Source organism: Mesorhizobium sp. C399B, from assembly GCF_030323185.1.
Classification (GTDB): domain Bacteria; phylum Pseudomonadota; class Alphaproteobacteria; order Rhizobiales; family Rhizobiaceae; genus Mesorhizobium.
The window spans coordinates 4582187-4608370 of record NZ_CP100472.1 but is presented as its reverse complement, the minus strand read 5'-3'; the positions used below and the strand labels follow the sequence as shown (position 1 = coordinate 4608370).

General features: G+C 59.8%; 15 protein-coding genes and 4 pseudogenes. 6 read left to right on the top strand and 13 right to left on the bottom strand.

Annotated elements, in window-relative coordinates:
• Positions 1-7: 7 nt before the first annotated feature.
• The 5 genes from virB4 to NLY36_RS21885 form a co-directional block, all read right to left on the bottom strand.
• Positions 8-2377 (bottom strand): type IV secretion/conjugal transfer ATPase VirB4, encoded by a 2370-nt coding sequence (virB4, locus tag NLY36_RS21905; RefSeq protein WP_023737137.1) that lies wholly within the window; start codon positions 2375-2377, stop codon positions 8-10.
• On the bottom strand, positions 2377-2703 hold the full coding sequence (locus NLY36_RS21900; protein WP_023679584.1) for a type IV secretion system protein VirB3: 327 nt from the start codon (positions 2701-2703) through the stop codon (positions 2377-2379). Before NLY36_RS21900 ends, virB4 begins: the two co-directional genes overlap by 1 nt.
• Positions 2703-3008, bottom strand: coding sequence for a pilin major subunit VirB2 (gene virB2 / locus NLY36_RS21895; protein WP_023673707.1), 306 nt, complete (start codon positions 3006-3008; stop codon positions 2703-2705). Before virB2 ends, NLY36_RS21900 begins: the two co-directional genes overlap by 1 nt.
• 74 nt (positions 3009-3082) lie before the next feature.
• The gene (locus NLY36_RS21890; protein ID WP_023737136.1) at positions 3083-3868 is read right to left on the bottom strand and encodes a type IV secretion system lytic transglycosylase VirB1; all 786 of its coding nucleotides are present in this window, start codon (positions 3866-3868) and stop codon (positions 3083-3085) included.
• Positions 3869-4318: 450 nt separating this feature from the next.
• Positions 4319-4534 (bottom strand): hypothetical protein, encoded by a 216-nt coding sequence (locus NLY36_RS21885; RefSeq protein WP_023737135.1) that lies wholly within the window; start codon positions 4532-4534, stop codon positions 4319-4321.
• A gap of 625 nt (positions 4535-5159) precedes the next feature.
• Here NLY36_RS21885 and virG (NLY36_RS21880) point away from each other — a divergent pair.
• A complete protein-coding gene (gene virG, locus NLY36_RS21880) occupies positions 5160-5885 on the top strand; it encodes a two-component system response regulator VirG (protein WP_023685159.1) in 726 nt (241 codons plus the stop codon).
• A 693-nt stretch (positions 5886-6578) separates the two neighbouring features.
• Here virG (NLY36_RS21880) and virD4 read toward each other — a convergent pair.
• From virD4 to NLY36_RS21865, 3 genes and pseudogenes are all read right to left on the bottom strand, one after another.
• A complete protein-coding gene (gene virD4 / locus NLY36_RS21875; protein WP_023766569.1) occupies positions 6579-8324 on the bottom strand; it encodes a type IV secretion system ATPase VirD4 in 1746 nt (581 codons plus the stop codon).
• Between the two features lie 247 nt (positions 8325-8571).
• Positions 8572-9348, bottom strand: coding sequence for a hypothetical protein (locus tag NLY36_RS21870; protein ID WP_245260339.1), 777 nt, complete (start codon positions 9346-9348; stop codon positions 8572-8574).
• A 301-nt stretch (positions 9349-9649) separates the two neighbouring features.
• A pseudogene (locus tag NLY36_RS21865) lies at positions 9650-9919 on the bottom strand (integrase core domain-containing protein); the annotation flags it as partial.
• Positions 9920-10362: 443 nt separating this feature from the next.
• Between NLY36_RS21865 and NLY36_RS21860 the strand changes: the two are divergent.
• On the top strand, positions 10363-12282 hold the full coding sequence (locus tag NLY36_RS21860) for a potassium transporter Kup (protein ID WP_286461387.1): 1920 nt from the start codon (positions 10363-10365) through the stop codon (positions 12280-12282).
• A 127-nt stretch (positions 12283-12409) separates the two neighbouring features.
• On the opposite strand, the pseudogene NLY36_RS21855 reads toward NLY36_RS21860, so the two are convergent.
• From NLY36_RS21855 to NLY36_RS21845, 3 genes and pseudogenes are all read right to left on the bottom strand, one after another.
• Positions 12410-13119 (bottom strand): annotated as a pseudogene (locus tag NLY36_RS21855) (IS6 family transposase).
• 75 nt (positions 13120-13194) lie between these two features.
• Positions 13195-13446, bottom strand: a pseudogene (locus tag NLY36_RS21850) (DUF1403 family protein); the annotation flags it as partial.
• A gap of 122 nt (positions 13447-13568) precedes the next feature.
• The gene (locus tag NLY36_RS21845; RefSeq protein WP_023679574.1) at positions 13569-13946 is read right to left on the bottom strand and encodes a hypothetical protein; all 378 of its coding nucleotides are present in this window, start codon (positions 13944-13946) and stop codon (positions 13569-13571) included.
• A gap of 294 nt (positions 13947-14240) precedes the next feature.
• Between NLY36_RS21845 and NLY36_RS21840 the strand changes: the two are divergent.
• The 3 genes and pseudogenes from NLY36_RS21840 (at position 14241) to NLY36_RS21830 (ending at position 15764) form a co-directional block, all read left to right on the top strand.
• Positions 14241-14971, top strand: a pseudogene (locus NLY36_RS21840) (IS6 family transposase).
• On the top strand, positions 14968-15147 hold the full coding sequence (locus NLY36_RS21835) for a hypothetical protein (protein ID WP_031194388.1): 180 nt from the start codon (positions 14968-14970) through the stop codon (positions 15145-15147). Before NLY36_RS21840 ends, NLY36_RS21835 begins: the two are co-directional and overlap by 4 nt.
• Positions 15147-15764 (top strand): hypothetical protein, encoded by a 618-nt coding sequence (locus NLY36_RS21830; protein ID WP_023737119.1) that lies wholly within the window; start codon positions 15147-15149, stop codon positions 15762-15764. Before NLY36_RS21835 ends, NLY36_RS21830 begins: the two co-directional genes overlap by 1 nt.
• Positions 15765-15869: 105 nt before the next feature.
• Here the strand turns inward: NLY36_RS21830 and NLY36_RS21825 are convergent, their stop codons facing one another.
• Positions 15870-16070 carry an acyl carrier protein gene (locus NLY36_RS21825; protein WP_196813804.1) on the bottom strand — a complete coding sequence of 67 codons (201 nt, stop codon included), beginning with the start codon at positions 16068-16070 and terminating at the stop codon, positions 15870-15872.
• A 154-nt stretch (positions 16071-16224) separates the two neighbouring features.
• Here NLY36_RS21825 and virG (NLY36_RS21820) point away from each other — a divergent pair, with 154 nt between their 5' ends.
• Positions 16225-16950 carry a two-component system response regulator VirG gene (gene virG, locus NLY36_RS21820; RefSeq protein WP_023685159.1) on the top strand — a complete coding sequence of 242 codons (726 nt, stop codon included), beginning with the start codon at positions 16225-16227 and terminating at the stop codon, positions 16948-16950.
• Between the two features lie 152 nt (positions 16951-17102).
• On the opposite strand, the gene NLY36_RS21815 is transcribed toward virG (NLY36_RS21820), so the two are convergent.
• Positions 17103-25577 (bottom strand): Ulp1 family isopeptidase, encoded by an 8475-nt coding sequence (locus NLY36_RS21815; protein WP_286461386.1) that lies wholly within the window; start codon positions 25575-25577, stop codon positions 17103-17105.
• Positions 25578-26184: the final 607 nt, after the last annotated feature.

Sequence of the window (26184 nt, the reverse complement as noted above, 5' to 3'; positions counted from 1 at the left end):
TCCTCCGTCAGTCTTGAACTTCATGGTACCGGGCCATGAACTTGTCGAGCCACCCACTTGGGGCGTCTCCGTGCTGGTTGCGAAGCTGGTCGGCAAAGCGCACTGTGTTGGCCCGCCCCGAGAGTACGGCTACGTACTCGCGCATCTGCCCAAGATCGAATTCGCAAACAATACTCCCGCTATCGCGCTTGAGCAAAAACTTGCGGCTGCCGATTGCCATTCCCTGGCGGATTGCCTCGAACTCCTGCGCAGTGCACTTCAAGCCATCGACATACGCAGAGCGGTCCGCCGTCGGTGATGGGTAGAAAATTTTCGTCATACATTGCGCAACGAGACTAGCTCCGAGAGGCGATTCCAGAACGTGTTCAGGCTGCTGCGTTGCGAGTATCAACATGCCGTTGTTTTTGCGGACCGTGAGCAAGAACTTGTCGATAACGGCCGAGAATTGGGGGTTGAGTAGATAGAATCGAAATTCGTCGCAGCTCATCACGAACCGACGACCATCGACGATAGCGCCCACTCGATGCAGAAGGTATGCGGCGGCCGGTGCACAGACCTCCTCATATTCCAGGAGCTGCGTCATGTCGAAGCCCGTAATGGAGGCATCCAGCCTTACTTCGTCCACGTCGCCGTCAAAGGCCCATCCAAGCGCCCCCCCTCTACACCACCGCTGCAGCCGTGCTCCTGCGCCCTCGGAGGGGCTGTGCAATAGGAACTCGCGCAGGCCCGCAAGTGAGCGCATAGGGGGTTCGAACGAAAGCTGACGAACAATGCCGCGTTCCAGCCGACGGCTTTCCTCCGGCGAGATCGGACCACGGCCGTCACTCTCGATCAGGGCCATCAACCACTCGCGCAGAAAGTCCCGAGAGGCGGAGGTGTTGTCCAGTCCACGCAGAGGGGCCAAGCCGCTCGGAGCGCCTCTGCGCAACGCAAGATATGTCCCTCCCGTGGCTCGCACCAGCAGTTCACCACCCCGATCCTTGTCGAAGAAGACGATCGCACCATTGCGATCGACCAAGCTTTGCTCAAGCATCGCGAGGACAAAGGTCATCAGCGTCGTCTTGCCTTTGCCAACGGGCCCGAATATTGCCGTCATGCCGACGTCATTCTCATGGGGGATGTAGTCGAAAGAAGTTCCACCGTTTGTGCGAAAGCGCGCAACAGCATTGCCCCAGTGGCCGGAACTGGAACCGCTTGGGAAGTTCTCAAATGAGACGAGCCCGGCAAAATTGTGTGAGGTGATCGCCCCCGGGCGCGTGCGCCACCTGTTGTTCCCCGGAAGTTGGGACCAATATGCGGCCTCCATGCCGATGCCCTCTTGGACGATAACGGCGCCCGCGTCGGCCAGCCGCGCGCGGGCACTTGCTGCGCGATCTGCAAGGCTATTGAGGCTGTCGGCATAGACGCACAGGCTCAGATGATGCGAACCCATCACGAATTCGTTGCTTGCCAGTGCGTCCTCTGCCTCGGCAAGTTCATTGATCTGGGTGAGAGCCTTGTCGCCGGCACTCGTCATCTGGCTGGACTTAAGGCTTAGTTTGGCATGAGCTTGCGGGCGAGTGAGGAAGGAAAAGCTCTGGCTCAGGACAAGCGGGAAGTTGGCGGACAGCAAGGAATTTAGCATGCCCGGCCGCGTCGTCGCCGGATATTCACGGAACGAAAACAATGATCCGACGGAGCTATCCCCGGGCCTTCGAATCTCAAGCGCCCGCTTCCCGCAGATGACCTGGTCAGTGTAGATCGAGGCGCCAAGTGAGCCGGTAACCATCGGAACCGGAAGAAACCGGCAAGTCATCATGAGCCGAAGCGCCTCGCCGATTTCCGTGAAGAGCACGTTGCCTTTCTCACGAATACCCAACCGGCGCAGACCGTAACCGCCGAGTGCGCCAGCAATGATGTGCCAGAGGTCTTCCAGGCTCCGCATTTGGGTGGCTAGATCGTGCTCATTCCGTCTGCGGGACTTGGCAATCCGCAAGCCGATCTTGCCGATTGCGGTGCGGGGGGACACGATCAAAGTGAGGAAGTGATCGTTGCGAAAGAGCTTTCCCGACAGCACACGACGCTCGTAGGCCTCGCTCAGACTGCCAGCGAATGCACTTTGAAACCGGCGCGGCGCCGGCGCCGGCACATCGTTGTGTCTCACAAGATGAGCGTATATCGAGACATTGTCATCGGCGATGTTGCGCAAGAGAGTGTTGAACGCGCGGCAGCGCGAGTTGCGCATCTCAGCGTCTTCCAAATCAAAGGGCACACCGTTCACATGTGCCATGGCCATGATCGATCCGTCTTCCAGAAGGACAACCTGATCGCTTACGTGACCAACATACGGAAGGTAGATCTCGCCAGACCTCTCGGTCCGGCCGCTGGCGCCGAACATTACACCATTCCTCTTCCGCGTTTCGGCACTCTGATCGGATTGGCGCTGACGCTTGCGCCTCCCCAGACCGGCCCGTCCACGCTTCTGCCGGCCGTCTGCAAATAGAGCAGCACGACGCTTGCCGCGTTATAGTCACGCTCAACAACCAGCCGTGCTCCGAACCAGAGTGGCGCGAGAACGATTTCGTAGAGCGGGTTCTGAAGGATAATGATAACAAGCCCAGCCAACATCATGAGCAATCCGGCCAGCGTCAGCGGCACCCCCAGAAACAGTGCGGGGCGCGTCGCCGCCACATAGAGGGTGCTCACTTCCAACCGGTCGCTCATCAGCCACCGCCTATGAGCGCCTTGCCCAGGAAGCTGGCCCCGAACATGATGACGATCCCTCCAACGACACCCGCAACCAGGCCAAGTGAAGCACGACCGAACATCCAAGAGATACCGATGGCTACGAGCCCGAGCACGGCCAGTGATTGTCCAAAGGGGCCAAGTATGAACGTGCAGATATTCTGGACCATCTTGGCAGGATCCGTCCCTCCGGTCACCTGAGCCGCGGCTGGCCCGCTGTAGAAGACCGTCCACGCCGCGCCTGCAGCAGCGGCCGGTACATATTCAGCCGCCATGCGCAGCATGGAAAAAGGCGAAGGAACACGCGTTTTAAGCGCACGAAGTATCTTGAGTGGCGTCATCATTGCATCTCCATGTTTCAATCGAATACGAGTTTGTTCGGGTTCGAGGGTTCCCGTGCTTTCGCAGCCTGGCTGCCTGTCGGATCGGAGGGATCGGCCCCGGAGCGGTCTGGCTGATACGAGCCCCAGATGTCCCAAGAATCTTGGTTGGGCTGCTTCTTTCTATTGGCCTGTTGGCTCTGCTGGAGCAGAGGCGGCACGGCTTTCCGACCGGGTGCCTCAAGGTGCGGCACATCTCGAGCAGTCGGCTCCAGCGTTCTCTCAAGGAGACTTGAGATGTCCTTTGCGGCCGACTCGACCTTGCGTACATAACCGTTGGCGAAGCCATGCGTGACGTCGCCCGTGTTATAGGCCGAGATGGCACGGCGAAGCGCCAGTTGCTGTGCCACAGCAGTGGTGCCGCCGGCATACCGGCTTTCAAGCAGGTGGGCGGCAGCCGAAAGCGAGGCGCAGGGCTCGAAAGCCCTTTCCGGCGTGAGATTGAGCATGGCAAAGTTCTTGCTGTTTATCTGCATCAATCCAACATCGACAGAATGTTGTGCTTCGAGGCGTTCCTTGATGCCCCGCGTGGCTTCCAGGTGGTTTATCCAGCGAAGCTGCTCACCTGTGGTGTTGTCATGAGCCACCAGCGTTTCAAAGCCACTTTCAATCTTGGCAATCGCGGCGAGGGTGGACGGCGCAACCCAGGGGGCGCATTTGCGCGACAGGCTGCGGAACTCACGCGGAGAAAGTGGCGCGGGCTCGGCTGGGAGTGACATGGATGTCATCAGGACGATGGCCAGCGGCCAAGCTGCAATAAACATTCCCTATCACCTACCTTTCCAAGCCGCCGGACGGGTTCTGGCCCTGTCCGGCACGCGCTTATCGGGGAGGTTTGTTACTGTGTGATGTTCAAGTTCAGCTTTTCGGTTTCAATTGAAGCAAAGACCGGTTTCGTATCAGCGTGGGTGAGCATCTTGCGCATGCGTGGGTGGCGCGGGCCCGATCAGCCAGCGACATCCGGAGCATCTTGGTACAATGACTCCTGTACAGGATTGCTCGTCCCGGCCGTCCGTTGCTCCTGGAGTGTGGGCCGCGACTTTGGCGTCATGGATGGTACTTCTGTCAGCGCCAAGCCAAGGACAAAATGGGGAGCTTGGCGGGCTTGTTCAGGCTCGGGATCACCGTGGGGAATCGACTACGGCGATAAAGCGGCCCAACTTTGCCGGTATGCTGCCGGTCCTTAAAGAGCAGCCATGCGCGGCCCTGCACACTCAGATCATTGCTTGAGACGCGAGCTCGTCCGCGAAGCTGGCTCGAAGGCGCAAATCCGCGGCGGCGAGGGTCAACTGGGAAGACGTGGCGGCGCAGCCCATCCTGGTGCGAGCCTCGTTCAGCTGTTCGGCCGCCGCCGCCAAAGGGTGGATCATGCACAGTCCCATCGGCAGATAACGCACGTCATTGACGCAGTCCGACGGCGCAATGGACAAGCATAGTGACACGCTCAAGATGGAGGAGTTGCAGTAACTGAGAAATGTTAGCCCGGACGTTCACCGCAACCGGCGACCTGCCGGTCGCCCGAACAGCATTTGAGGCCGCCGGCCACCTTGGACGAAGCCGGCTTGGCAGGAGACATACTATTTGGCACAAGGCCGCTGCAGCGAATCACGGTCTTCTTCCGCCGACCGCCTCTCTGATCAAGCCAAACGCCGCGCTGCTCAACCATGTCCGAGCTGGATCCACGAGCCGCAGGATATCGAGATGATCCAGGTCCGCAAACTCCAGGATGACGAGGATGCAAGGGCACGGCAGGAAACTTGGCATCCATGAGGTCGAACTCGAGTGATATTGGCAGGCCTGCACCAACGGGGGAGCTCGAAGCGAAAAAGCGAAGGACCACACGGCAGGGTCATGTCGGCGCTTGGACCTGTCTGGTGGCCACGGGCTGCCTTGGTGCGGTCAATTCGCTGGGGATGAAAAGAACAGGACGAGCACGGCCTCACATTGGCCGCACGCAACGGCGAGTGGTATCAAGGAGCAGCTGTTCTGGGTCGGTGCCCCAGGGTTGCTCGGCAACAGGTTTAGACAAGGGGATTCAAGATTGAAGGTGTGCCGTTGAAACATGTTCTTGTCATTGACGATGATGCCGCAATGCGGCGCCTCATCGCCGAGTATCTCACGATGCATGCCCTGAAGGTAACCGCAGTCCACGATAGCAAGCAGTTTGACTATGTTCTTTCACGTGAGCCAGTCGATCTCGTGGTTGTTGACCTTAACCTAGGCCGGGAGGATGGACTTGCGATCGTCCGCAATCTGGCGACAAAATCGGATGTTCCTATCATAGTGATCAGCGGCGACCGGCTTGATGAGGCGGAAAAAGTGGTTGCACTGGAGCTCGGCGCAACCGATTTCATTCCCAAGCCTTTCGGGATGCGCGAATTCTTGGCCCGCATTCGAGTAGCGCTACGCCAGCGCATTTCTAGTCCGCGAACCAGAGAGCAGCGCTCATTTCGCTTTGGGGCCTGGAAGCTCAGCGTGAAGCAGCGGCGACTGATCTGTGCGGAGCGTGGCGAGGTCAAGCTTACCGCATGTGAGTTCAATCTCTTGATCGCATTTCTGGAGAACCCCCGCAACGTGCTATCCAGAGAACGGCTTTTGCTCGCGAGCCGTGTGCGTGGAGAAGAGGTGTACGATCGAAGTATCGATGTCCTAATCATGCGCTTGCGCCGAAAGCTGGAGGCTGATGCGGCCAACCCTCGCCTGGTCAAAACATCCCGTGGCGCAGGCTACTTCTTCAACGCTGACGTAGATGTTAGCTACGGAGGCACGTTGGCCGCGTGACAGTGAGCTATGCTGGAGATTGGGGTGACGAGGCTGATCAAGCCTTCCAACAGTACCAGCCTGATCAATTACGGCGAGAGCTACCGGTCTGGAGATCGCATCAGCCCCTCTCTGGATAGGCACGCGGCCGCCTGAATTGCCGATTTCGCTCAGCTGCTGCTGAATGGCGACGGCTTGCGGCGTATTCAGGGCCCTATGCGTCTGCGCTGGCCACAACAGCGCTGTGGAATGTTCATTGTTGGGACGACTCACTCGGGTGGCAGGTGGTTGCCCTGGTCAAGCGCATCCGGCGAGGGGCGGATCTGCTGTTGGCTGGCAGCCAAGACTGGGGGCGGCGGCCCGAACTCCGGCGTCCCAGAGCTTGCGAAAGCCTCCGACACGCTTCCCTTGAGGTCATCCCGTCCAGCGGGCATCCCTGGGTTGCTGAAAAAAGACGAGGCGGCTTGATGATCCTGCCCTCGCTGAAGCACCTCGCGAAACCCCCTGTTCCAGTCGCATAAGCTCCTCTGGTTTGGTTGGCGGCTCGTCAGCTCGACCATCGAACAGCGGCCGGAGCGCCTCGGACACGTGCTGCTCAAAGCCCACTCGCCGGGCCTGGACCGCTTGCCCGTCTTCCAAGCCGGCGTCCTGCACCTGCGACAAAGCTGTTACACGGGATGGATTACTATTTCGCGGGTTCATACTAGCCTCACATCAAACTGTATCGTCAAAGTCCTGCGCCAATTCACACAGCGGGTCATCGAGTTGAGATTCTGCGGAGAGCGCCTCCTCTGCTCCCGTCAAGGGCGCCGGCTCCGGGAGGGCGCCTGTCTGGCTTTCAAAGATGCGTTTCAGAATGCGATCCGAAAAATATCGCACCTTCCTCAATTTTAATGGTGGCAGACCTTTGATGAGAACAATCTCGTAGTCGTCATCGAGCAGCCGAACCTGTTCGGGACGCAATAGCGGTGCACCTTGATGTGAATTCTGAATGGTCCAGTCGAACGTTCGCGCCTGGCTGTGGGAAATCGATTTGGCTTCAAACGTGTATTCACCGATGGCCTTGGAAATGTAGTTCGGAGTCTCGTCATCAGCCGTGGCCATGAACACTTGCAGTCCGGTATTGCTGAGAAAATTCTGCTTGCCAGCCTCTCCATAAGCCCCCGTCAGTGCCGAAAGGCTTTGGATGATGAGCATGAAACGCCCCTTGTAGCCCGCGATAGTCGTGATTGCGGTCTCGATCGCTTCCAGCTTACCCAAGTGCTTGAACTCGTCGAGCAGGAAGAGAACCTCGTGCTTTTCATCCCGGCGGGCCAGCGACCGCTGCAGAATTGAAACGATTTGCTGAAAAAACAAGCGTATCAGAGGCGCGATCACCTCAAGGTCGTTCGGACCAACGCAAAGATAGATGCACGTTCTGCGACGGCGAAGATCATAGACCGAAAAGTCCGAGCGACTTGTGGCCGCCTTTACAGCGGGATCCGCCCACAGGTTGAGCCCGCCATCGCCGAGCACGGAAGTGTAGGAGGTTAGGATTTTCGTATCGTTCCCCGCCATGTCGTCGAAGATGCGTTGTGCCTCTTTGTTCTGGGTCTCCATGGCGAGTCGCGCGAAGAGCTTAAACTTCTCCCCCGGCTGGGCGAAGAGGTCATAGACGGCGCCGATTGTTGGCGTGCCCCGCTCGATGCAGGCAAGGATTCCCGCGACAAAGATATCTCGCGCGCCGCTGACGAAACCTTCCGCGCCCTCCCCCTTGGCCGTAATCAGGTTTGCGGCCAAGCGGCGGGCTTCGGTGAATTGCTGCTGTGGAGGCAACGCTATAAGATCCAACAGCGGATTGTAGCAGTTTGTGCGCCGCTCCGAATCCAGCGGCGCGAATTTAAACACGTCGTCACCTGCGGCTTTGCGCGCCCTCGAGGTGAGCTCAAAGAGCTCCCCCTTGACGTCCAGAGCTATCACCGAGCCTTTGAATGTAAGTAGCGTTGGAATGACTATGCCGACGCCCTTGCCAGCGCGGGTCGGTGCAACGATGAGGCTGTGAGGCTGCTCGCCATTGGTCAGGTAGTAGCCAGGCCAGAAAGGGCCACTTGTCTTCCCAAACACCGGCCCTGTCACGCCACGGTATCGTCGCAGATATCCCGTGCGTCGCATTTCATCCACTCGAGCCCAACGAGCCGTCCCGTGGTGTTCGAGCTTGCGGCGCAATACGATCTGCTGAATCAGCAAGACGACCGCGGACGTCGAGAGCACGATAGCCGCGCCCCGATAGAAAACGGGGGTTGCGAAACCCAAATAGAAGGGCGTCTCAAACCAAAAGGCACGGACATCAAACGCCATCAGAGCCTCGCCGCTGCCGCCGTGGCGGAAGGTTGCGTAAAGACTTGCCGCACAGAAGCCCACGGCGAGTGAGCACGCGATGCTAATGGCTATGTTGGGGGGCGTCGTTTTTGTTGAAAGCATTGTTCCATTGCCGGATTAGCCGTAGCTAATGCTGCGCGTGCTTCAGAGACCGAACCGGCGTCGCGCGATGTCGCCGCTCGACAGATCGATGCCGCAGCGGGTGGTGCGATGCTTGCAGCGCATCACCCGGCAGACGTGGTTTTTGAAAGTTACACTAAGCAGGTACGTCAACGGCCAGCGAATTGGAAACGGCAAGGCCGTAAACGGAATTCGGGAGAGAAAGCGTCACTGTACCATGGCCGAGACCTCAACGGCCGGAGCGATCTCTGCTTCTGGTGGCCTCCATTAGGTCCTCTCGGGCGTGATTGAAGGCGTGGTTTATGGACCGCCCGATTTGAGCACCCCGCTGCAGCTGTTCATACGAGGTTTGCGGGCCTACTGTATCACGGACTGCAGCCTCAATACCTGCTATGTGGCCGTCCAGATTCGCACTCCGTTCCTCTGCTGCATGCTGCGGCGGCGGCATGTGCGGCAAGATGTCTTGCATGCCGGGAAAAACTGAGTGAGCTTGGGCCTGTTGGTTTGCGTCTAACTGTTGATACATGTTGAGAATAGCATTGGATGCCATCATCCTGACATTGCCATCCGGATCAGAAGAAGCCAATCCAATGGCCTGATCAAGAATGCGAGATTTGTTTTCGTCAGTAAACTTACTGAAGTGTGGCGCAACGTAATAAGCTCCGAGAGCTTGCGACGGCGGATCCATGTTGCCAATGCGATTAACAATAGCATCTTGCAGCCCTGGCGTTAGGTAATCGCCTAGATTACTGGCCGCTCCGACTTTCTGCAATGCTATGTCATCCGTGCTGTACCCCAATTCGGCTGTTAATGTCGCGGCCAGATCGATGGCTGATCGTCCAAGACGATTGGTCCGCCTTTCAAATCTCGCGAGGTCAGTTTCTGGCCCGGGTTGAGTGCCCCGAACGGCTGTTCGCTCGTGCGTCCCGAGGCCTTTGAAGCCCCCAAGATTTCGCGCTGTATCGCGCGGGTTAGCGGTTACCAGCCGTTCTGCAACATCGCTCAATGGCCCCTCTGGAACGTCACGGAGGCTACTGCTCCCCACGCCTTGAGATGATCTTGCAGCTGCACGTGCCCGTTTGTTATCGCGATCCATTGCTCGCCTCCAAAGTAGTTATTCTACCCAATGAGGTTACCACCAAAGCTTGACCTGCTAAACCGATATGATGTTACAGTTGTAGTATGGCAAAGGGTTCCCAGCTCTGTGGGTCTGCCAAGTGCCCGTCCAAGCCGAAGAAAATACGATGAAGCTGGCATCAAATGCGATGTGAACTGCCCCGGGCATTCCGGTGGCCGTTTCGTTTGAGTCACGCGGCTATGGCTGGTTCATCCAACATGCCGTAGTAGCGTTCCTCGGCTTCGGCCGGCGGGATGTTGCCGATGGGCTCCAGCAGCCAGCGATTGTTGAAGCAGTCGACCCATTCGAGCGTGGCGAACTCGACGGCCTCGAATGAGCGCCAGGGTCCGCGTCGATGGATCACCTCGGCCTTGTAAAGACCGTTGATCGTTTCCGCGAGAGCATTATCGAAAGAGTCGCCGACACTGCCCACTGCGGGTTCGACGCCGGCCTCCGCAAGCGCTCGGTGTATTGAATGCCGAACCCTAGAGAATCAGCCCTCAGAGCCTTTGGTAATAGACCGACCCCTCGCACCTGTTTGGGCTGGGTGTACAAGTCAGGTTTTCATCAGGTTGGACGAGTATGTCTGGCAGCCAGAGCGCGACCACTTCCGTGCCCGCCCGCTCGTCTGGCAGACACACAAAGGAGAAAGACATGCCGTCAGCTACAAGCAGCGCCATCGTTTCCTGCCGCAGATCATCGCCCATCCGGTCTGGCCCTCCTTCAGGTCCCCTTGGCCTGTGTCTCGTCGAGGAAATGGCCCGGGAGCGGGATCGTGGTTTCGTATGAGACAATCCGCCGGTGCGGCAACAAATGCGGTCCGCATACGGAGCCATTACGTCGCGGCACTTGATATTGCAGTGCAGCAAAGGTAGAGGGCCGCCCCTTATCGGAGTGTCGTCCATGGTCCTTACCAATACTGGTAGCGAGGCAGAACCCGTCGAACAGTCGAGCCATCCGGCAATCGAACAGCAAAGCCCCGAGGTGCTGATGCTAGGCGCGCTCGGCGTTGTCTATGGCGATATTGGCACCAGCCCGATCTACGCGTTCCGTGAGGCGCTGGTGGCGTCGTCGGGCGGCAATGTCGCCGAGCGCGGCGATATCCTCGGCGTTTTGTCATTGATCATCTGGTCGCTGACGATCATCGTCACCATCAAGTACATCATGTTCGTGCTGCGCGCCGATAACGGCGGCGAGGGCGGCGTGCTGTCGCTGATGGCGCTGGCGCGCGGCAGTTTCCCCAAGCGCTCGGCGCTGATGCTCGGCATCGGCATCGTCGGGGCATCGCTTTTCTTCGGTGATGCCGTCATCACACCGGCGATATCGGTGCTGTCGGCGGTTGAGGGCATGAATGTCGTCACGCCGACCTTCCAGCCCTATGTCGTGCCGCTGACACTGGTCATTCTTACCATGGTGTTTGCGGTGCAGCGCTTCGGCACGGGCGGGGTAGGATTGGTGTTCGGCCCGGTGACGGCGGTGTGGTTCCTGGCAATTGGCCTTTCCGGGCTCAACCACATCATCGCCGATCCGGAAATCCTGTGGGCGATCAGCCCGCACTACATCGTCGCGTTTCTGATCAATTCGCCCGACGTCGCTTTCGTGACCATCGGCGCCATCTTCCTCGCCGTCACCGGCGCCGAAGCACTCTATGCCGATCTCGGCCATTTCGGCCGCAAGCCGATCGTGCTGGCCTGGCTGGCGATCGTGTTTCCCTGCCTGCTGCTCAATTATGCCGGGCAAGGCGCCTTCGTGCTGGCCAAGAATGGCGTCGTCGGCCATCCATTCTTCGAGATGAACGAAGGCTGGACGCTGATCCCGATGGTCGTGCTGGCGACGGCCGCGACTGTCATCGCCAGCCAGGCGGTCATCTCCGGCGCCTTCTCGCTGACCCGGCAGGCGGTGCAGCTCAATATGCTGCCGCGCCTGGAAATCCTGCACACCTCGGAGAAGCAGTCGGGCCAGATCTACATGCCGCGCGTCAATCTGTTGCTGGCGCTGGCGGTGATGCTGCTGGTCGTCGGTTTCGGCGAATCGAGCAAGCTCGCCTCCGCCTATGGCATCTCGGTGACCGGCAACATGCTGGTGACGACGGTGCTGCTGTTCGTCGTCATGACCCGGATCTGGAAATGGCGGCTGTGGGTGGCGGTCGCCATGACGGCGCTGTTCGGCTTCATCGATGTCGGCTTTTTTGCCTCCAACATCGTCAAAGTGTTCGAGGGTGGCTGGGCTTCGCTGGCGGTGGCCTTCACCATTGTGCTGGCTATGTGGACCTGGGTGCGCGGCAGCCGCTATCTGTTCGACAAGACCCGCCGCAACGAAATCCCGCTCGATTTCCTCGCCGGCAATCTCCTGAAGAAAAAGCCGCAGCTGGTGTCCGGCACCGCGGTGTTCCTGACGAGCGATCCACTCAGCGCGCCAACCGCGCTGATGCACAGCCTGAAGCACTACAAGGTGCTGCACGAGCAGAACGTCATCCTTTCGGTGGTGACCGCGCCGCAACCGGTGGTGCCCGACAGCGACCGGGTCAAGATGGAGACGGTCAACGAGCTGTTCATGCGGGTGACGCTGACCTTCGGCTACATGGAGCAGCCGAACATCCCGCGCGCGCTGGCGATCTGCCGCAAGCAAGGCTGGAAGTTCGACATCATGACGACCTCGTTCTTCCTGTCACGGCGTTCGCTCAAGGCCTCGCCCAATTCCGGCATGCCGGTGTGGCAGGACCGGTTGTTCATCGGCCTGGCGCGTACGGCGGCCGACGCGACGGAGTACTTCCAGATCCCGACCGGACGCGTCGTCGAGATCGGAACGCAAGTGACGATTTAGGGCATGCCGCGGTTGAGAAGAATCGGTGCTGTCACATTGATTGAGCGGTAAGGAAATTCAGGTAGCAGCGCGCCCGGCACTGTAAGTTTCAGCGGCTTGATGCAGCGATAGCTGGCCGGGACGGCTGTCACGCTGTGGCGACACACGCGATTTTGTTCCAGATTTGCATGGGGCGTTACGCAGGTCTCGATGTTGAGCCGATGACAGCGCATTGCAGGGAAAGTGAGCAGGTCGGCAATCGGATCATGGATGGAAACGAACCGCTGAAGCTGGCGTGCCGACTTGAAGCGTTTCATGATCCTTTCGCGTCGTCGGGTCGGCTGGTGCGAATTTTCCGCTCGATTATTCAGGCCTGTGTGCGACCGGTGTTCGACGCCGGGCATGAGGTCGCGCATGGCGGCATCATAGGATCGGAGCTTGTCGGTGATCATGATCCGTGGTGTCCGCCCTTGAGCTTTCAGCAACTTGCGCATCAGACGCTTTGCCGCCTTGGCATTTCGGCGGCTTTGTACCAGCACTTCGAGGACGAAGCCGTCCTGATCGACGGCACGCCGGAGCCACTGCTTCTTGCCACTGATAGCCACGACACATTCGTCGAGATGCCATTTATCGCCCAGGCAGCCGGCTGATATTGATCTCCTGGGCGGAATGCCGTCCGAATTTCTCCGCGCAGCTTCGAACGGTCTGATGCGTGACGATGATGCCGCGGGCCGCCAGCATGTCCTCAACCATGCGCAGGCTGAGCGGAAAGCGAAAGTAGAGCCATACCGCGTGCGCAATGATCTCGGCGGGAAAGCGGTGGCGACCATAGAGCGGATCACGAGCAACTTCTGACATGGCCCAATGTACGCACATCTTCATAAGCTGTCGGTTGACTTTACGATGCCGCGCCAAGCGAGCAGCATCCGGCCGGCGGGGCCGACCCCGTCTCCCGGCCGTGAGCAGAACGGCATCGCGCAGGTGCCGCTTCATCCTCGACCGGCCAGCCTGCTTTGCCGTTACCGCCGCCGCCGAAAGCGCCAGGCGTTGCCGCCAGGCGCCGATCCGCCGGCAGCGGTTCGTTTCCACCGATGATCCGAGTGCCAACCAGTTCCACTTTCCCCCAATACCTGCGTAACGCCGCCATGCAAATCTGGAACAAAATCGCGTATGTCGCCGCAGCATGACAGCCGTCCCGACCAGCTATCGCTGCATCAATACGCTGATATCTTTACAGTGCCCGCACGCCTCTCGCGCGCCAACGGCCAGTCGGGTGTCGCGAATGAGGCGCGCTGAAGCCATCCGGCTCAGCCGATCATGGCGCTTCGGTTGCCGGGTTCGAGGTCGTGGCCTCTGCCGCTGCGCGATTCTAGCATTTGCGCCTTGGAGAGCTCTGCTTCAGCCTCGGCGAGGCATGGCTCGGCTGCGGTTCTCTGCCGCAGAAGGTCCGATTGCGAATTCTTGACGTTGTCACGACGTAGGCGAGCGGCCTTGGCGAACGTCGGATAAGCGAAATGATTGACATCGGAGATGCCGGCCTTCGTTTCCTCGGCGTTTAACTGGAAGTCCAGTTCTCGCGCCATGCGTTCGAAATCGGCAATCATGATGTCTAGCTGGTGCAACTGTCGCCGCTTCTCATTCACCTGAAATTGCTTCAGTCGGACCAGATTACCTCGTGGCTTCATGACTCGGTACTCCGGTACCCATTTCGTCCAATCAAACCGCTCTCTCCCCTTAACGTTAGGCCTACAGCGACTCTCACGTTTTCTGCTGCGAGCGGAAACATATTTTCCAAAATCCTTGGCCGATGGCTATGAGTTCAATGGCATCGACAAGCATGCGAGCGGGGGACTTAAGGGGCGGTAAAAAAAGGCGGAATAGGGCGATTTTCACAATGTCTGCATTGAACGCGTTGAGACCTGCGGCGGGCTTGACACACAAAGCAATCGTCAAGATTTGCGACATGGACGCCGGGGGGCATGAATACGCCCGCCGTCAGCTACACGCCCCCCGATTTCCGCCGCCTATTATCGCCCACGCGGTCTGGCTTTATTTCCGGTTTCCGCTGAGCCTGCGCCTGGTTGAGGAAATGCTGCTGGAACGCGGCATCGTGGTTTCGTATGAGACAAGTCGCCGGTGGGGCATCAAGTTCGGGCTGGACTGCGCTCGCTGCTTGCGCCGCAAGCCGCCGTGCCGGAATGACGTCTGGTACCTGAACGAAGTGGTCGTCACCATCGCCCGGCAAAAAGCTTTGGTTGTGGCGCACCGTCGACCAGGATGGATATGTGCTGGACGAAATCGTGCAAAACCGCCGCAACACCAAGGCCGCCAAGCGCTTGCTGACGCGGCTGTTGAAGAAGCAGGGGCTCGCGCCGAAGCGCATGATCACCGACTAGCTGCGCTCGTATGGAGCGGCAAAGCGACAGGTGATGCCGGACGTCAAGCACCGGTCGCACAAGGGGTTGAACAACGGAGCGGAGAATTCCCATGTGCCGCCGCGAAAACGGGAGCGGATGATGCAGGGGTCCGATCGCCGAGAGGCCTGCAACGCTTCGTCTCGACCTTGTCAGCCCTCCGCAACCTCTTCGTCCCGCCCCGCCCCAAACGTTCTGCTCTCGCCATACATGTTCATCGCCTCAGCGCGATGGCGCTGGTGATATCACGACGCGTTTGTACCGCTCGACCTACGCCACAGGTGCCGACGCTGTGACGAGCTTCGTCGGTCGCGTGTCGAGTGACGGCACCGGGGACAATTATCGTCGACCGCAGTCCATTGCCCAGACCAAGGCGCTTCTCGGCGTCGGCACGATGGCAAATCGCAGCGTCACGATCTCGGCCGCTGCCCCTTCTGGCGGCGTGGACGGTGATTTCTGGGTGCAGCCGTAATGGCCCTTTACGTCAAAGCCTCCGGGGTCTGGGGGGCGGCCAGCGCCGTCTGGGTGAAAATCTCAAGCCTCTGGACCAAGGCTCGACAGGTCTATGTGCGCAGCTCGGGCGTCTGGGAGAAAATGTTCCCGATAGATCTGGTCTTCAATGGCACTCACGAAGACTCGACTGCCACGACCGTTTACACCCACACCAGCATTCCGCTTCTTGTCGCGCCACACGCTAATCGTCGTGTCATCGTGACAACTGAGACCACTGACACCGAAAGTGCAGTGACCGTCAACAGTATGACGATTGGGGGTGTGGCTGCCACCCTTCTCGCTCAGGTGGAAAGCATCTTCAATTCTGGTGTGGTCTATCTGTCAGTGTGGTCAGCCCTCGTGCCAACCGGTACGACGGCAACGATCGTGACCACGTATAGTGAGAGCGTGTTCCGTGACTACATGTCGGTCTATACGACCACCGATTGGGATGGTGTGGTGGGCACTGTTGCCTCTGACAACAATTCAACGGGTGGCCTGACAACGACCGTCAGCATTGGTGCCCTGGGCGCAGCGATCGCAATTGCGGGCAACGCCACCAAGGGGGCATCGGCACTGCGACATGGACCGGGCTGACCCAACAGTTCTCAAACACACCAGTCACGGATACAAACCACAGCGGAGCAATGGCCATAGCTACCGCCGCCCAAGCTGCCCTCACCGTAACCTGTGCCTACAGCACTACTCCAGCACTTGCCGCACTGCTGGTGGTTCCGCGGTGCGCAACTCCTGACTGGCGACGGCGTCGGCGACATGCCTTACGGACTCGTATTGCCAGAGCTTGTAATCGTCGACAAACCAGCCAAGTCGGCTCTCGATCGCCGTAGCAAGCTCGTTATAGTCGAGGCTGTCGAGGCCGAGATCCCGCATTCTGGTTGTCATCGAGACCTCTACTTTTTCGGCAACTAGAGCGTTGAGGGTTTTGAGAACCAGTTGTTCAATTTCAAGTAATGTCATCACTAATACATGCCTTTTGATTGCAGATTCAGGTAATGCAACCCTGATCGGGGCCCAACCCCCAAAACGAGGTGTGCCGTTGAAACATGTTCTTGTCATTGACGATGATGCCGCAATGCGGCGCCTCATCGCCGAGTATCTCACGATGCATGCCCTGAAGGTAACCGCAGTCCACGATAGCAAGCAGTTTGACTATGTTCTTTCACGTGAGCCAGTCGATCTCGTGGTTGTTGACCTTAACCTAGGCCGGGAGGATGGACTTGCGATCGTCCGCAATCTGGCGACAAAATCGGATGTTCCTATCATAGTGATCAGCGGCGACCGGCTTGATGAGGCGGAAAAAGTGGTTGCACTGGAGCTCGGCGCAACCGATTTCATTCCCAAGCCTTTCGGGATGCGCGAATTCTTGGCCCGCATTCGAGTAGCGCTACGCCAGCGCATTTCTAGTCCGCGAACCAGAGAGCAGCGCTCATTTCGCTTTGGGGCCTGGAAGCTCAGCGTGAAGCAGCGGCGACTGATCTGTGCGGAGCGTGGCGAGGTCAAGCTTACCGCATGTGAGTTCAATCTCTTGATCGCATTTCTGGAGAACCCCCGCAACGTGCTATCCAGAGAACGGCTTTTGCTCGCGAGCCGTGTGCGTGGAGAAGAGGTGTACGATCGAAGTATCGATGTCCTAATCATGCGCTTGCGCCGAAAGCTGGAGGCTGATGCGGCCAACCCTCGCCTGGTCAAAACATCCCGTGGCGCAGGCTACTTCTTCAACGCTGACGTAGATGTTAGCTACGGAGGCACGTTGGCCGCGTGACAGTGAGCTATGCTGGAGATTGGGGTGACGAGGCTGATCAAGCCTTCCAACAGTACCAGCCTGATCAATTACGGCGAGAGCTACCGGTCCGGAGATCGCATCAGCGCCTCTGTCGTCAAGAGAGCTGTTCTGCTTGACCCCAGCCATGGAGCTCAACGCCCCGCGTCGGAGCGCTCCCTGCTTCTGAAGGAAGCCACTAGGTCCGCTCGGGCTTGATCGGAGGCTTGGCTGATGGACGTCGTGGTTGCTTCGCTCAGTTGCCGCCCCATGGCGCGGCTTTGCGGATTATCAGTCCTCTGCCTCTTCGCCGGTCTCAACAGCGCTGTGGAATGTTCATTGTTTATGATGACGCCCCCGCTGTTCACGAGGTTGCTCCTGTCAAGTGTACTCGTCAGTCCGTCCTGGGCCTCGCGCTTCTTGCCCAAGTGCCGTTCAAACGGCGCTGGCGCGACTTGTTGAGCTCGAGAGATGGGTCCCTGCTCTCCTGCGTGGCCATGAGCTTGTGCCGCGGTCTGCGCAGCGGCGTCCCCAATGGCACGAGCCTCCATGCCGACTGCGTCTTCCGGACGAGCAGCAAGGGCAATTTCGCGCCCGAGTGCGAACTTCCGGACATGAGTTAGTGCACTGATTTCAGCGGTTTTCATATAGCGCTTGGCATCTTCATCCAGCGACCGCTCGTGAAGCCGATCCGCAATCCCCGGCTTTTTGTTTTCAACCAGGCATTGACTGAAACGTCTAAGAGCAGACCCATAGACCTCAACGGTACGGGGTTTCGGCCCGGTCGGCGCTGCCTCGTACGCTTTGATGAGAGCCGCTGTGTACTCTCTGATGAGCACGGCGTCGGCAGGGTGGGGATTCAGGGCCGGGCGGCCCACCACTGGCGCTCCGCCCGCCCACGTCTTGAGACGACCCAGTGACCCAGCCACGGCCGAGGGGCCGCCACCCCAGATCTCGTACTCCTTGCGATCCCGATCCAGCGACTCCTCGTGAAGCCGATCCGCAATCCCCGGCTTGTTATTTTCAACGAGCCAATGACCAAAGCCGAAAAGAATATCTACATGGCGCTTGACCGTGATCTCCCCGACCTTACCGGCATAGAGTGCTGACCTCAGCCCTTCGACAAGGGTCGCATCGTTGGAATAAAGAGGACCCTTGTCGGGACCGGAGACCACTTTTGGGCGATCTGGCTGCACCGCCGCCGGCACAGAACGAGCATGGTCACGCAACTCGGACGGTGCGGGGGGATTCAGATCAACCACTGACGAATCCGGCGCATGATGATGGCGCGCCGTTGAGTGACCCGGCTGCAGCACCGAGGCACCCAGCATCGACCCACTGCCTCCGGCGTACGGCGCCGCGGCGTGTTCTTGTCCGCTCCCTTGCATCATGGGCTGCGCTTCCCATGGCAATGCACCCACTTGATGGGTGGGGGCCTGCATCAGCACGCGAGCGCCTGAATTGCCGATCTCGCTCAGCTGCGGCTCAGTGGCAACGTCCTGCAGACGACTGTTCGGGGTCCTTTGCCTCTTCGCTGGTCTCAACTCCGCTGTATCATGCTCACGGTTGATGAGGACCTCCTCGCTTGGTAGCTGGTTGCTCCTGTCCTGTGCTGCGATCCGCTCGTCCGGCGCGCGCTGGTCGCCGTCGCGCCAGCTCAGGGGACGAAAGGACCCTGCGGGATCCGAGGCTTGGTGATGGGGCCCAGTTGGCACGAAAGACGATGCCAGTACAGCGTCGTCTTCATTAGCTTTCCCAGGGGGGAGATACTCTGGCCAACTGTATTCCTCCTGCGGCCCGCTGTGCTGCGCAGCGGCGTCCCCCTTGCTCTCAAGACTTTGAAATTTAAATGGGTCCCCGGGAGCAACGTCTGGCGCTGACTGGCCGAGCCGCTTGATCTGCTGGTGAAACGTCCCAACGGGGCTTTCCTTAACCGCGTCTCGGGCCTGTCGGTCCATGAGTTCAAAGTTCGTGAGATTATTTGCCGTTCCGAATGTATCGTCACCCCTGAGGCGGGTTTGTAGTGCCTGCCGATTGACGACGAGGTTGTTGAGGTTCAGGTCATCTGGCTGCGATTGCAATCGCCCAACCAGCGCCCGCGTGCCGTCCACCACGTAGACTCCGCAATCCACCACGTTGCTCTGCTGGGCGATGCGGGATACGCCCACGCGGGTCTCCAGGCTGGCGCCCAGATTTTCTGCGAGCTCTTTTGCAAGCGGGTCATGCCATCCGTTGTAGGAGTCATAATGATAGGCAACCGGCCGTTCCCGGTCGCTGCGATCAACGAACAGCAGCGACCAATGTTTGCCGCGCTCCTCACGAGTCGTACCGGCATCGCTCACTGGCACGAACAGGAAGTCGGCTGTGTCGTTGCCGTTCTTATGGACGATGCGCTGGAATGCGCTTAGCATGACGCTCTTGGAGCCCAAGCGCAGATGATAATTGGCTACGAGGGGATCCACGAACCGCGTCCGGGCGGCGAGATCTGGATTGTTCCCCTGCAACTCCTGCTCCAGGAGTTGGTAATCCCTCTGGATATGTTCGTCGCCTAGCCATTCCAATGCGCCGAGCACCCGCCCGTCTTTAGCTTTCCCAGGGGGCCTCTCTGGCCGACCCAATGCCTCCTGCGGCCCGCTGCGCTGCGCAGCGGCGTCCCCAATGGCACGAGCCTCCATGCCGACTGCGTCTTCCGGACGAGCAGCAAGGGCAATTTCGCGCCCGGGTGCGAACTTCCGGAGATGAGCTAGTGCACTGATCCTCCGGTTACCACCGGAGTTCACATAGCGCTTGGCATCTTCATCCAGCGACCCCTCGTGAAGCCGATCCGCAATCCCCGGCTTTTTGTTTTCATGCAGGTATTCACTGAAACGTATAAGAGTAGATCCATAGACCTGAATGGTACCGCGATTCGGCCCGGTCGCAGGCGCTTCTTTGTACTCTTTGATGAGAGCCGCTGTGTAATCTCTGATGAGCGCGGCGTCGGCAGGGTAGGGATTCCGGACAGGGCGGTCGACCACTGGCGCTCCGCCCGCCAACGTCTTGAGACGACCCAGTGCTCTAGCCACGATCGAGGGGCCACCCCTGCTCTCGTACTCCGAGGGGCCACCCCTGCTCTCGTACTCCTTGCGATCCTGATCCAGCGACGATTCGTCAAGCCGAGCAGCAAATCCCGGCCTGTTATTGTCAAAGAGCCAACGACCAAAGCCGAGAAGAGAATTTACATGGCGCTTGACCGTGCTCTCCTTGACCTTACCCGCGTAAGCTGACCTCAGCCCTTCGACAACGGTCGCATCGTTGGAATAGAGGGGACCCTTGTCGCGACCGGAGACCCCTATTGGAGGATCTGGCTGCACCGCCGCCGGCACAGAACGAGCATGGTCACGCAACTCGGACGGTGCGGGGGGATTCAGATCAACCACTGACGAATCCGGCGCATGATGATGGCGCGCCGTTGAGTGACCCGGCTGCAGCACCGAGGCACCCAGCATCGACCCACTGCCTCCGGCGTACGGCGCCGCGGCGTGTTCTTGTCCGCTCCCTTGCATCATGGGCTGCGCTTCCCATGGCAATGCACCCACTTGATGGGTGGGGGCCTGCATCAGCACGCGAGCGCCTGAATTGCCGATCTCGCTCAGCTGCGGCTCAGTGGCAACGTCCTGCAGACGACTGTTCGGGGTCCTTTGCCTCTTCGCTGGTCTCAACTCCGCTGTATCATGCTCACGGTTGATGAGGACCTCCTCGCTTGGTAGCTGGTTGCTCCTGTCCTGTGCTGCGATCCGCTCGTCCGGCGCGCGCTGGTCGCCGTCGCGCCAGATCAGGGGACGAAAGGACCCTGCGGGATCCGAGGCTTGGTGATGGGGCCCAGTTGGCACGAAAGGCAATGGCAGAACAGCGTCGTCTTCATTAGCTTTCCCAGGGAGCTCGCGCCCGAGTTCGGACTTCCGGAGATGAGCTAGTGCACTGATCCCACCGGAGTTGTTATAGCGCTTGGCATCTTCATCCAGCGACCCCTCGTGAAGCCGAGCCGCAATCCCCGGCTTTTTGTTTTCAACCAGGTATTCACTGAAACGTCTAGGAGCAGATCCATAGGTCTGAATGGTAGCGGGATTCGGCCCGGTCGGCGCTGCCTTGTACTCTTTGATGGGAGCCGCTGTGTAATCTCTGATGAGCGCGGCGTCGGCAGGGTCGGGATTATTCAGGACAGCGGCGCGGTCCAGCACTGGCGCTCCGCCCGCCCACGTCTTGAGATGACCCACTGCTCTAGCCACGTCCGAGGAGCCACTCTTGCTCTCGTACTCCTTGAGATCCGGATCCAGCGACTCCTCGTGAAGCCGAGCAGCAAATCCCGGCCTGTTATTATCAAAGAGCCAACGACCAAAGCCGAGAAGAGAATTTACATGGCGCTTGACCGTGCTCTCCAATGCTGACCTCAGCCCTTCGACAATGGTCGCATCGTTGGAATAGAGAGGACCCTTGTCGCGACCGGAGACCCCTATTGGAGGATCTGGCTGCACCGCCGGCGGCACAGAACGAGCAGGGTCACGCAACTCGGACGGTGCGGGGGGATTCAGATCAACCACTGACGAATCCGGCGCATCATGATGGCGCGCCGTTGAGTGACCCGGCTGCAGCACCGAGGCACCTAGCCTCGACCCACTGTCTCCGGCGTAGGGCGCCGCGGCGTGTTCTTGTCCGCTCCCTTGCACCATGAGTTGCGCCTCCCATGGCGATGTATCCACTTGAGGGCCGGGATCATGCACTGGTTCGTCCATTTGCTTTTGCAACCGAGCCCACCTTTCGGCCACCGCGGCCTCGCCAACCGCGGAGGGCGTCTCCTCAGCCCTGGCGAACGCTGGCCCGGCAGGCGCCGCCGGCACAGAACGAGCATGGTCACGCAACTCGAACGGTGCGGGGGGATTCAGATCAACCACTGACGAATCGCGCGCCGTTGAGTGACCCGGCTGCAGCACCGAGGCACCCAGCATCGACCCACTGCCTCCGGCGTAGGGCGCCGCGGCGTGTTCTTGTCCGCTCCCTTGCGTCATGAGTTGCGCCTCCCATGGCGATCGTAGAAGGTCCGCGTGCGGAATCGAGTCGAAATATCCCGACAAATCAGCGTCGACCTTCTGCTTTTGCAACCGAGCCCACCTTTCGGCCACCGCGGCCTCGCCAACCGCGGAGGACGTCTCCTCAGCCCTGGCGAACGCTGGCCCGGCAGGCGCCGGCGGCACAGAACGAGCAGGGTCACGCAACTCGGACGGTGAGGGGGGATTCAGATCAACCACTGACGAATCCGGCGCATGATGATGGCGCGCCGTTGAGTGATCCGGCTGCAGCACCGAGGCCCCCAGCATCGACCCACTGCCTCCGGCGTAGGGCGCCGCGGCGTGTTCTTGTCCGCTCCCTTGCACCATGAGTTGCGCCTCCCATGGCGATGTATCCACTTGAGGGCCGGGATCATGCACTGGTTCGTCCATTTGCTTTTGCAACCGAGCCCACCTTGCGGCCTCCGCGGCCTCGCCAACCGCGGAGGGCGTCTCCTCAGCCCTGGCGAACGCTGGCCCGGCAGGCGCCGCCGGCACAGAACGAGCATGGTCACGCAACTCGAACGGTGCGGGGGGATTCAGATCAACCACTGACGAATCGCGCGCCGTTGAGTGACCCGGCTGCAGCACCGAGGCACCCAGCATCGACCCACTGCCTCCGGTATGCGGTGCCAGGTGCTCGTCCCCCAGCATCATGGGCTGCGCCTCCCATGCCAATGCACCCACTTGATGGGTGGGGGCCTGCATCAGCACGCGAGCGCCTGAATTGCCGATCTCGCTCAGCTGCTTAGCTTTCCCAGGGGGCTTCTCTGGCCGACCCAATGCCTTCTGCGGCCCGCTGTGCTGCGCAGCGGCGTCCCCAATGGCACGAGCCTCCATGCCGACTGCGTCTTCCGGACGAGCAGCAAGGGCAATTTCGCGCCCGAGTGCGGCGTACGGCGGGAACTTCCGGAGATGAGCTAGTGCACTGATCCACCGGTTACCACTGGAGTCCAAATAACGCCTGGCATCTTCATCCAGCGACCCCTCGTAAAGCCGAGCCGCAATCCCCGGCCTGTTGTTTTCATGCAGGTATTGACTGAAACGTCTAAGAGTAGCCGCATAGTCCTGAGTGGTTTTGGGATTCGGCCCCGTCGCAGGCGCTCCCTTGTACTCTTTGATGAGAGCCGCTTTGTACTCTTTGATGAGCACGGCGTCGGCAGGGTCGGGATTCAGGGCAGCGCGGCCCACCATTGGCGCTCCGCCCGCCGACTCTTTGAGACGACCCAGTGCTCTAGCCACGTTCGAGGAGCCACTCTCGCGCTGGTACTCCTTGAGATCCTGATCCAGCAACGGATCGTCAAGCCGAGTAGCAAATCCCGGCTTGTTATTATCAAAGAGCCAACGACCAAAGCCGAGAAGAGAATTTACATGGTCCGTGACCGTGCGCTCCCCGACCTTACCGGCATAGAGTGCTGACCGCAGCCCTTCGACAACGGTCGCATCGTTGGAATAAAGAGGACGCTTGTCGCGACCGGAGACCACTACTGGAGGATCTGGCTGCACCGCCGCCGGCATAGAACGAGCATGGTCACGCAACTCGAACGGTGCGGGGGGATTCAGATCAACCACTGACGAATCCGGCGCATGATGATGGCGTGTTTCCCCGGGAACAACGTCCCGTACGAACACCGAGTCTGGGTTGCCTTGGTCCGGCGCGACTGGAGCCAGGGCTCTGTCGTGCAACGCTCGCGCTGACTGGCCGAGCCGCTTGATCCGCTGGTGAAACGTCCCAACGGGGCTTTCCTTAACCGCGTCTCGCGCCTGTCGGTCCATGAGTTCAAAGTTCGTGAGATAATTTGCCGTTCCAGATGTATCGTCACCCATGAGTCGGGTTTGTAGTGCCTGCCGATTGACGACGAGGTTGTTGAGGTTCAGGTCTGGCAGGTCTGGCAGGTCTGGCTGCCATCTTTGCAATCGCCCAACCAGCGCCCGCGTGCCGTCCACCACGTAGACTCCGCAATCCCACTCGTTGCTCTGCTGGGCGATGCGGGGTAAGTCCACGCGGGTCTCCAGGCTGGCGCCCAGCCTTTCTGCGAGGTGTTTTGCAAGCTTGTCATGCCATCCGCTGACGGAGTCATAATGATAGGCAACCGGCCGTTCCCGGTCGCTGCGATCAACGAACAGCAGCGACCAATGTTTGCCGCGCTCCGCAAGAGTCTTACCGCCATCGCTCACTGGCACGAACAGGAAGTCGGCTGTGTCGTTACCGTTCTGATTATGGACGATGCGCTGGAATGCGCTTAGCTTGTCGCTCTCGGAGCCCAAGCGCAGATGATAATTGGCTACGAGGGGATCCACGAACCGCGTCCGGGCGGCGAGTTCTGGATTGTTCCCCTGCAACTCCTGCTCCAGGAGCTGGTAATCCCTGTGGATATGTTCGTCGCCTAGCAATTGCAATGCGCCGAGCACCCGCCCGCTGGGGTCGCCGAAAACACCCAAAAACCCTTCGACCGCGGGGGACATCCCCTCAGGAAAGAGCTCTGGCGAGGCGGAATTCCCCGCCCGCAAGCTGGGAGGAGCGAATTCCGGTGGCCTCAGTGGCACCTCCTCGCTTGGTAGCAGGTTGCTCCTGTCCTGTGCAGCGATCCGCTCGTCCGGCGCGCGCTGGTCGCCGTCGCGCCAGATCAGGGGACGAAAGGACTCTGCGGGATCCGAGGCTTGGTGATGGTGCCCAGTTGGTACGAAAGACGATGGCAGAACAGCGGCGTCTTCATTAGCTTCCCCAGGGAGCTTCTCTGGCCGACCCAATGCCTTCTGCGGCCCGCTGTGCTGCGCAGCGGCGTCCCCAATGGCACGAGCCTCCATGCCGAGTGCGTCTTCCGGACGAGCAGCAAGGGCAATTTCGCGCCCGAGTGCGGCGGACGGCAGGAACTTCCGGAGTTGAGCTAGTGCAATGATCCTCCGGTCACCACTGGAGGCCTTATAGCGCTTGGCATCTTCATCCAGCGACTCCTCGTGAAGCCGAGCCGCAATCCCCGGCTTGTTGTTTTCAACCAGGTATTCACTGAAACGTCTAAGAGTAGCTCCATAGTCGTGAATGGTTTGGCGATTCGGCCCGGTCGCAGGCGCTCCCTTGTACTCTTTGATGAGAGCCGCTTTGTACTCTTTGATGAGCACGGCGTCGGCAGGGTCGGGATTCAGGACAGCGCGGCCCACCATTGGCACTCCGCCCGCCGACTCTCTGAGACGACGCAGTGCCACAGCCACAGTCGAGGAGCCACCACTGCTCTCGTACTCCTTGAGATCTTCATCCAGCGACTCCTCGTGAAGCCGAGCAGCAAATCCCGGCTTGTTATTTTTAAAGAGCCAACGACCAAAGCCGTAAAGAGAATTTACATGGCGCTTGACCGTTTCCTCCTTGGCCTTACCCGCGTAGAGTGACCTCAGCCCTTCGACAACGGTCGCATCGTTGGAATAAAGAGGACGCTTGCAGCCGCGACCGTCGGAGACCACTACTGGAGGATCTGGCTGCACCGCCGCCGGCACGGGGGAACGAGCATGGTCACGCAACTCGAACGGTGCGGAAGGATTCAGATCACCCACTGACGAATCCGGCGCATGATGATGGCGCGCCGTTGAGTGACCCGGCTGCAGCACCGAGGCACCTAGCATCGACCCACTGCCTCCGGCGTACGGCGCCGCGGCGTGTTCTTGTCCGCTCCCTTGCATCATGGGCTGCGCTTCCCATGGGGCCGCGCCTTCGATGAGGCTCAGGTCTCCGTGAGACGGATGAGGATGGAACGGGTCTGGCAGAGCCGGAACGCCGGGGGCGGGAATTTGGGCAGCGGCTTGGCGCGCCTCGCCCGAGCGCTGCTCAAAGCCCTCTTGCCCGGCCTGTGCCGCTTGCTCTTGAGATGCCGGGGGCTGCACCTGCCGCCAACCTGTTACATTGGATAGGTCAAATTTGTGCCGGGTCACGTTAGCCTCACGTCCACAGATCAGCTGAGCAACCTACTCGGGCATACTTACGAGAAGCTGACGAGGTCCGCGGTCCCGGAGCGGGTAGGCCTAATTTTCTGCGCGCCGATTGCGCTGGCGCGACGTAGCCCGGCCTTTTGCCAGCTCGGCAGCTACGGCTCGCAAAGAGCGTCGTAAGGCTTGCGGAGCCGCCCCTCAGCTCCCGTCGAGGAGCAATCCACAATTCACATAT

Bases quoted from the DNA above. Each gene is read 5' to 3' on its own strand.
- virB4 (WP_023737137.1), bottom strand. From the start codon at position 2,377: ATGTTCGGCGCCAGCGGCCGGACCGAGAGGTCTGGCGAGATCTACCTT.
- NLY36_RS21900 (WP_023679584.1), bottom strand. From the start codon at position 2,703: ATGAGCGACCGGTTGGAAGTGAGCACCCTCTATGTGGCGGCGACGCGC.
- virB2 (WP_023673707.1), bottom strand. From the start codon at position 3,008: ATGCTGCGCATGGCGGCTGAATATGTACCGGCCGCTGCTGCAGGCGCG.
- NLY36_RS21890 (WP_023737136.1), bottom strand. From the start codon at position 3,868: ATGTTTATTGCAGCTTGGCCGCTGGCCATCGTCCTGATGACATCCATG.
- virD4 (WP_023766569.1), bottom strand. From the start codon at position 8,324: ATGCTTTCAACAAAAACGACGCCCCCCAACATAGCCATTAGCATCGCG.
- NLY36_RS21860 (WP_286461387.1), top strand. From the start codon at position 10,363: ATGGTCCTTACCAATACTGGTAGCGAGGCAGAACCCGTCGAACAGTCG.
- NLY36_RS21845 (WP_023679574.1), bottom strand. From the start codon at position 13,946: ATGAAGCCACGAGGTAATCTGGTCCGACTGAAGCAATTTCAGGTGAAT.
- NLY36_RS21830 (WP_023737119.1), top strand. From the start codon at position 15,147: ATGGCCCTTTACGTCAAAGCCTCCGGGGTCTGGGGGGCGGCCAGCGCC.
- NLY36_RS21825 (WP_196813804.1), bottom strand. From the start codon at position 16,070: ATGACAACCAGAATGCGGGATCTCGGCCTCGACAGCCTCGACTATAAC.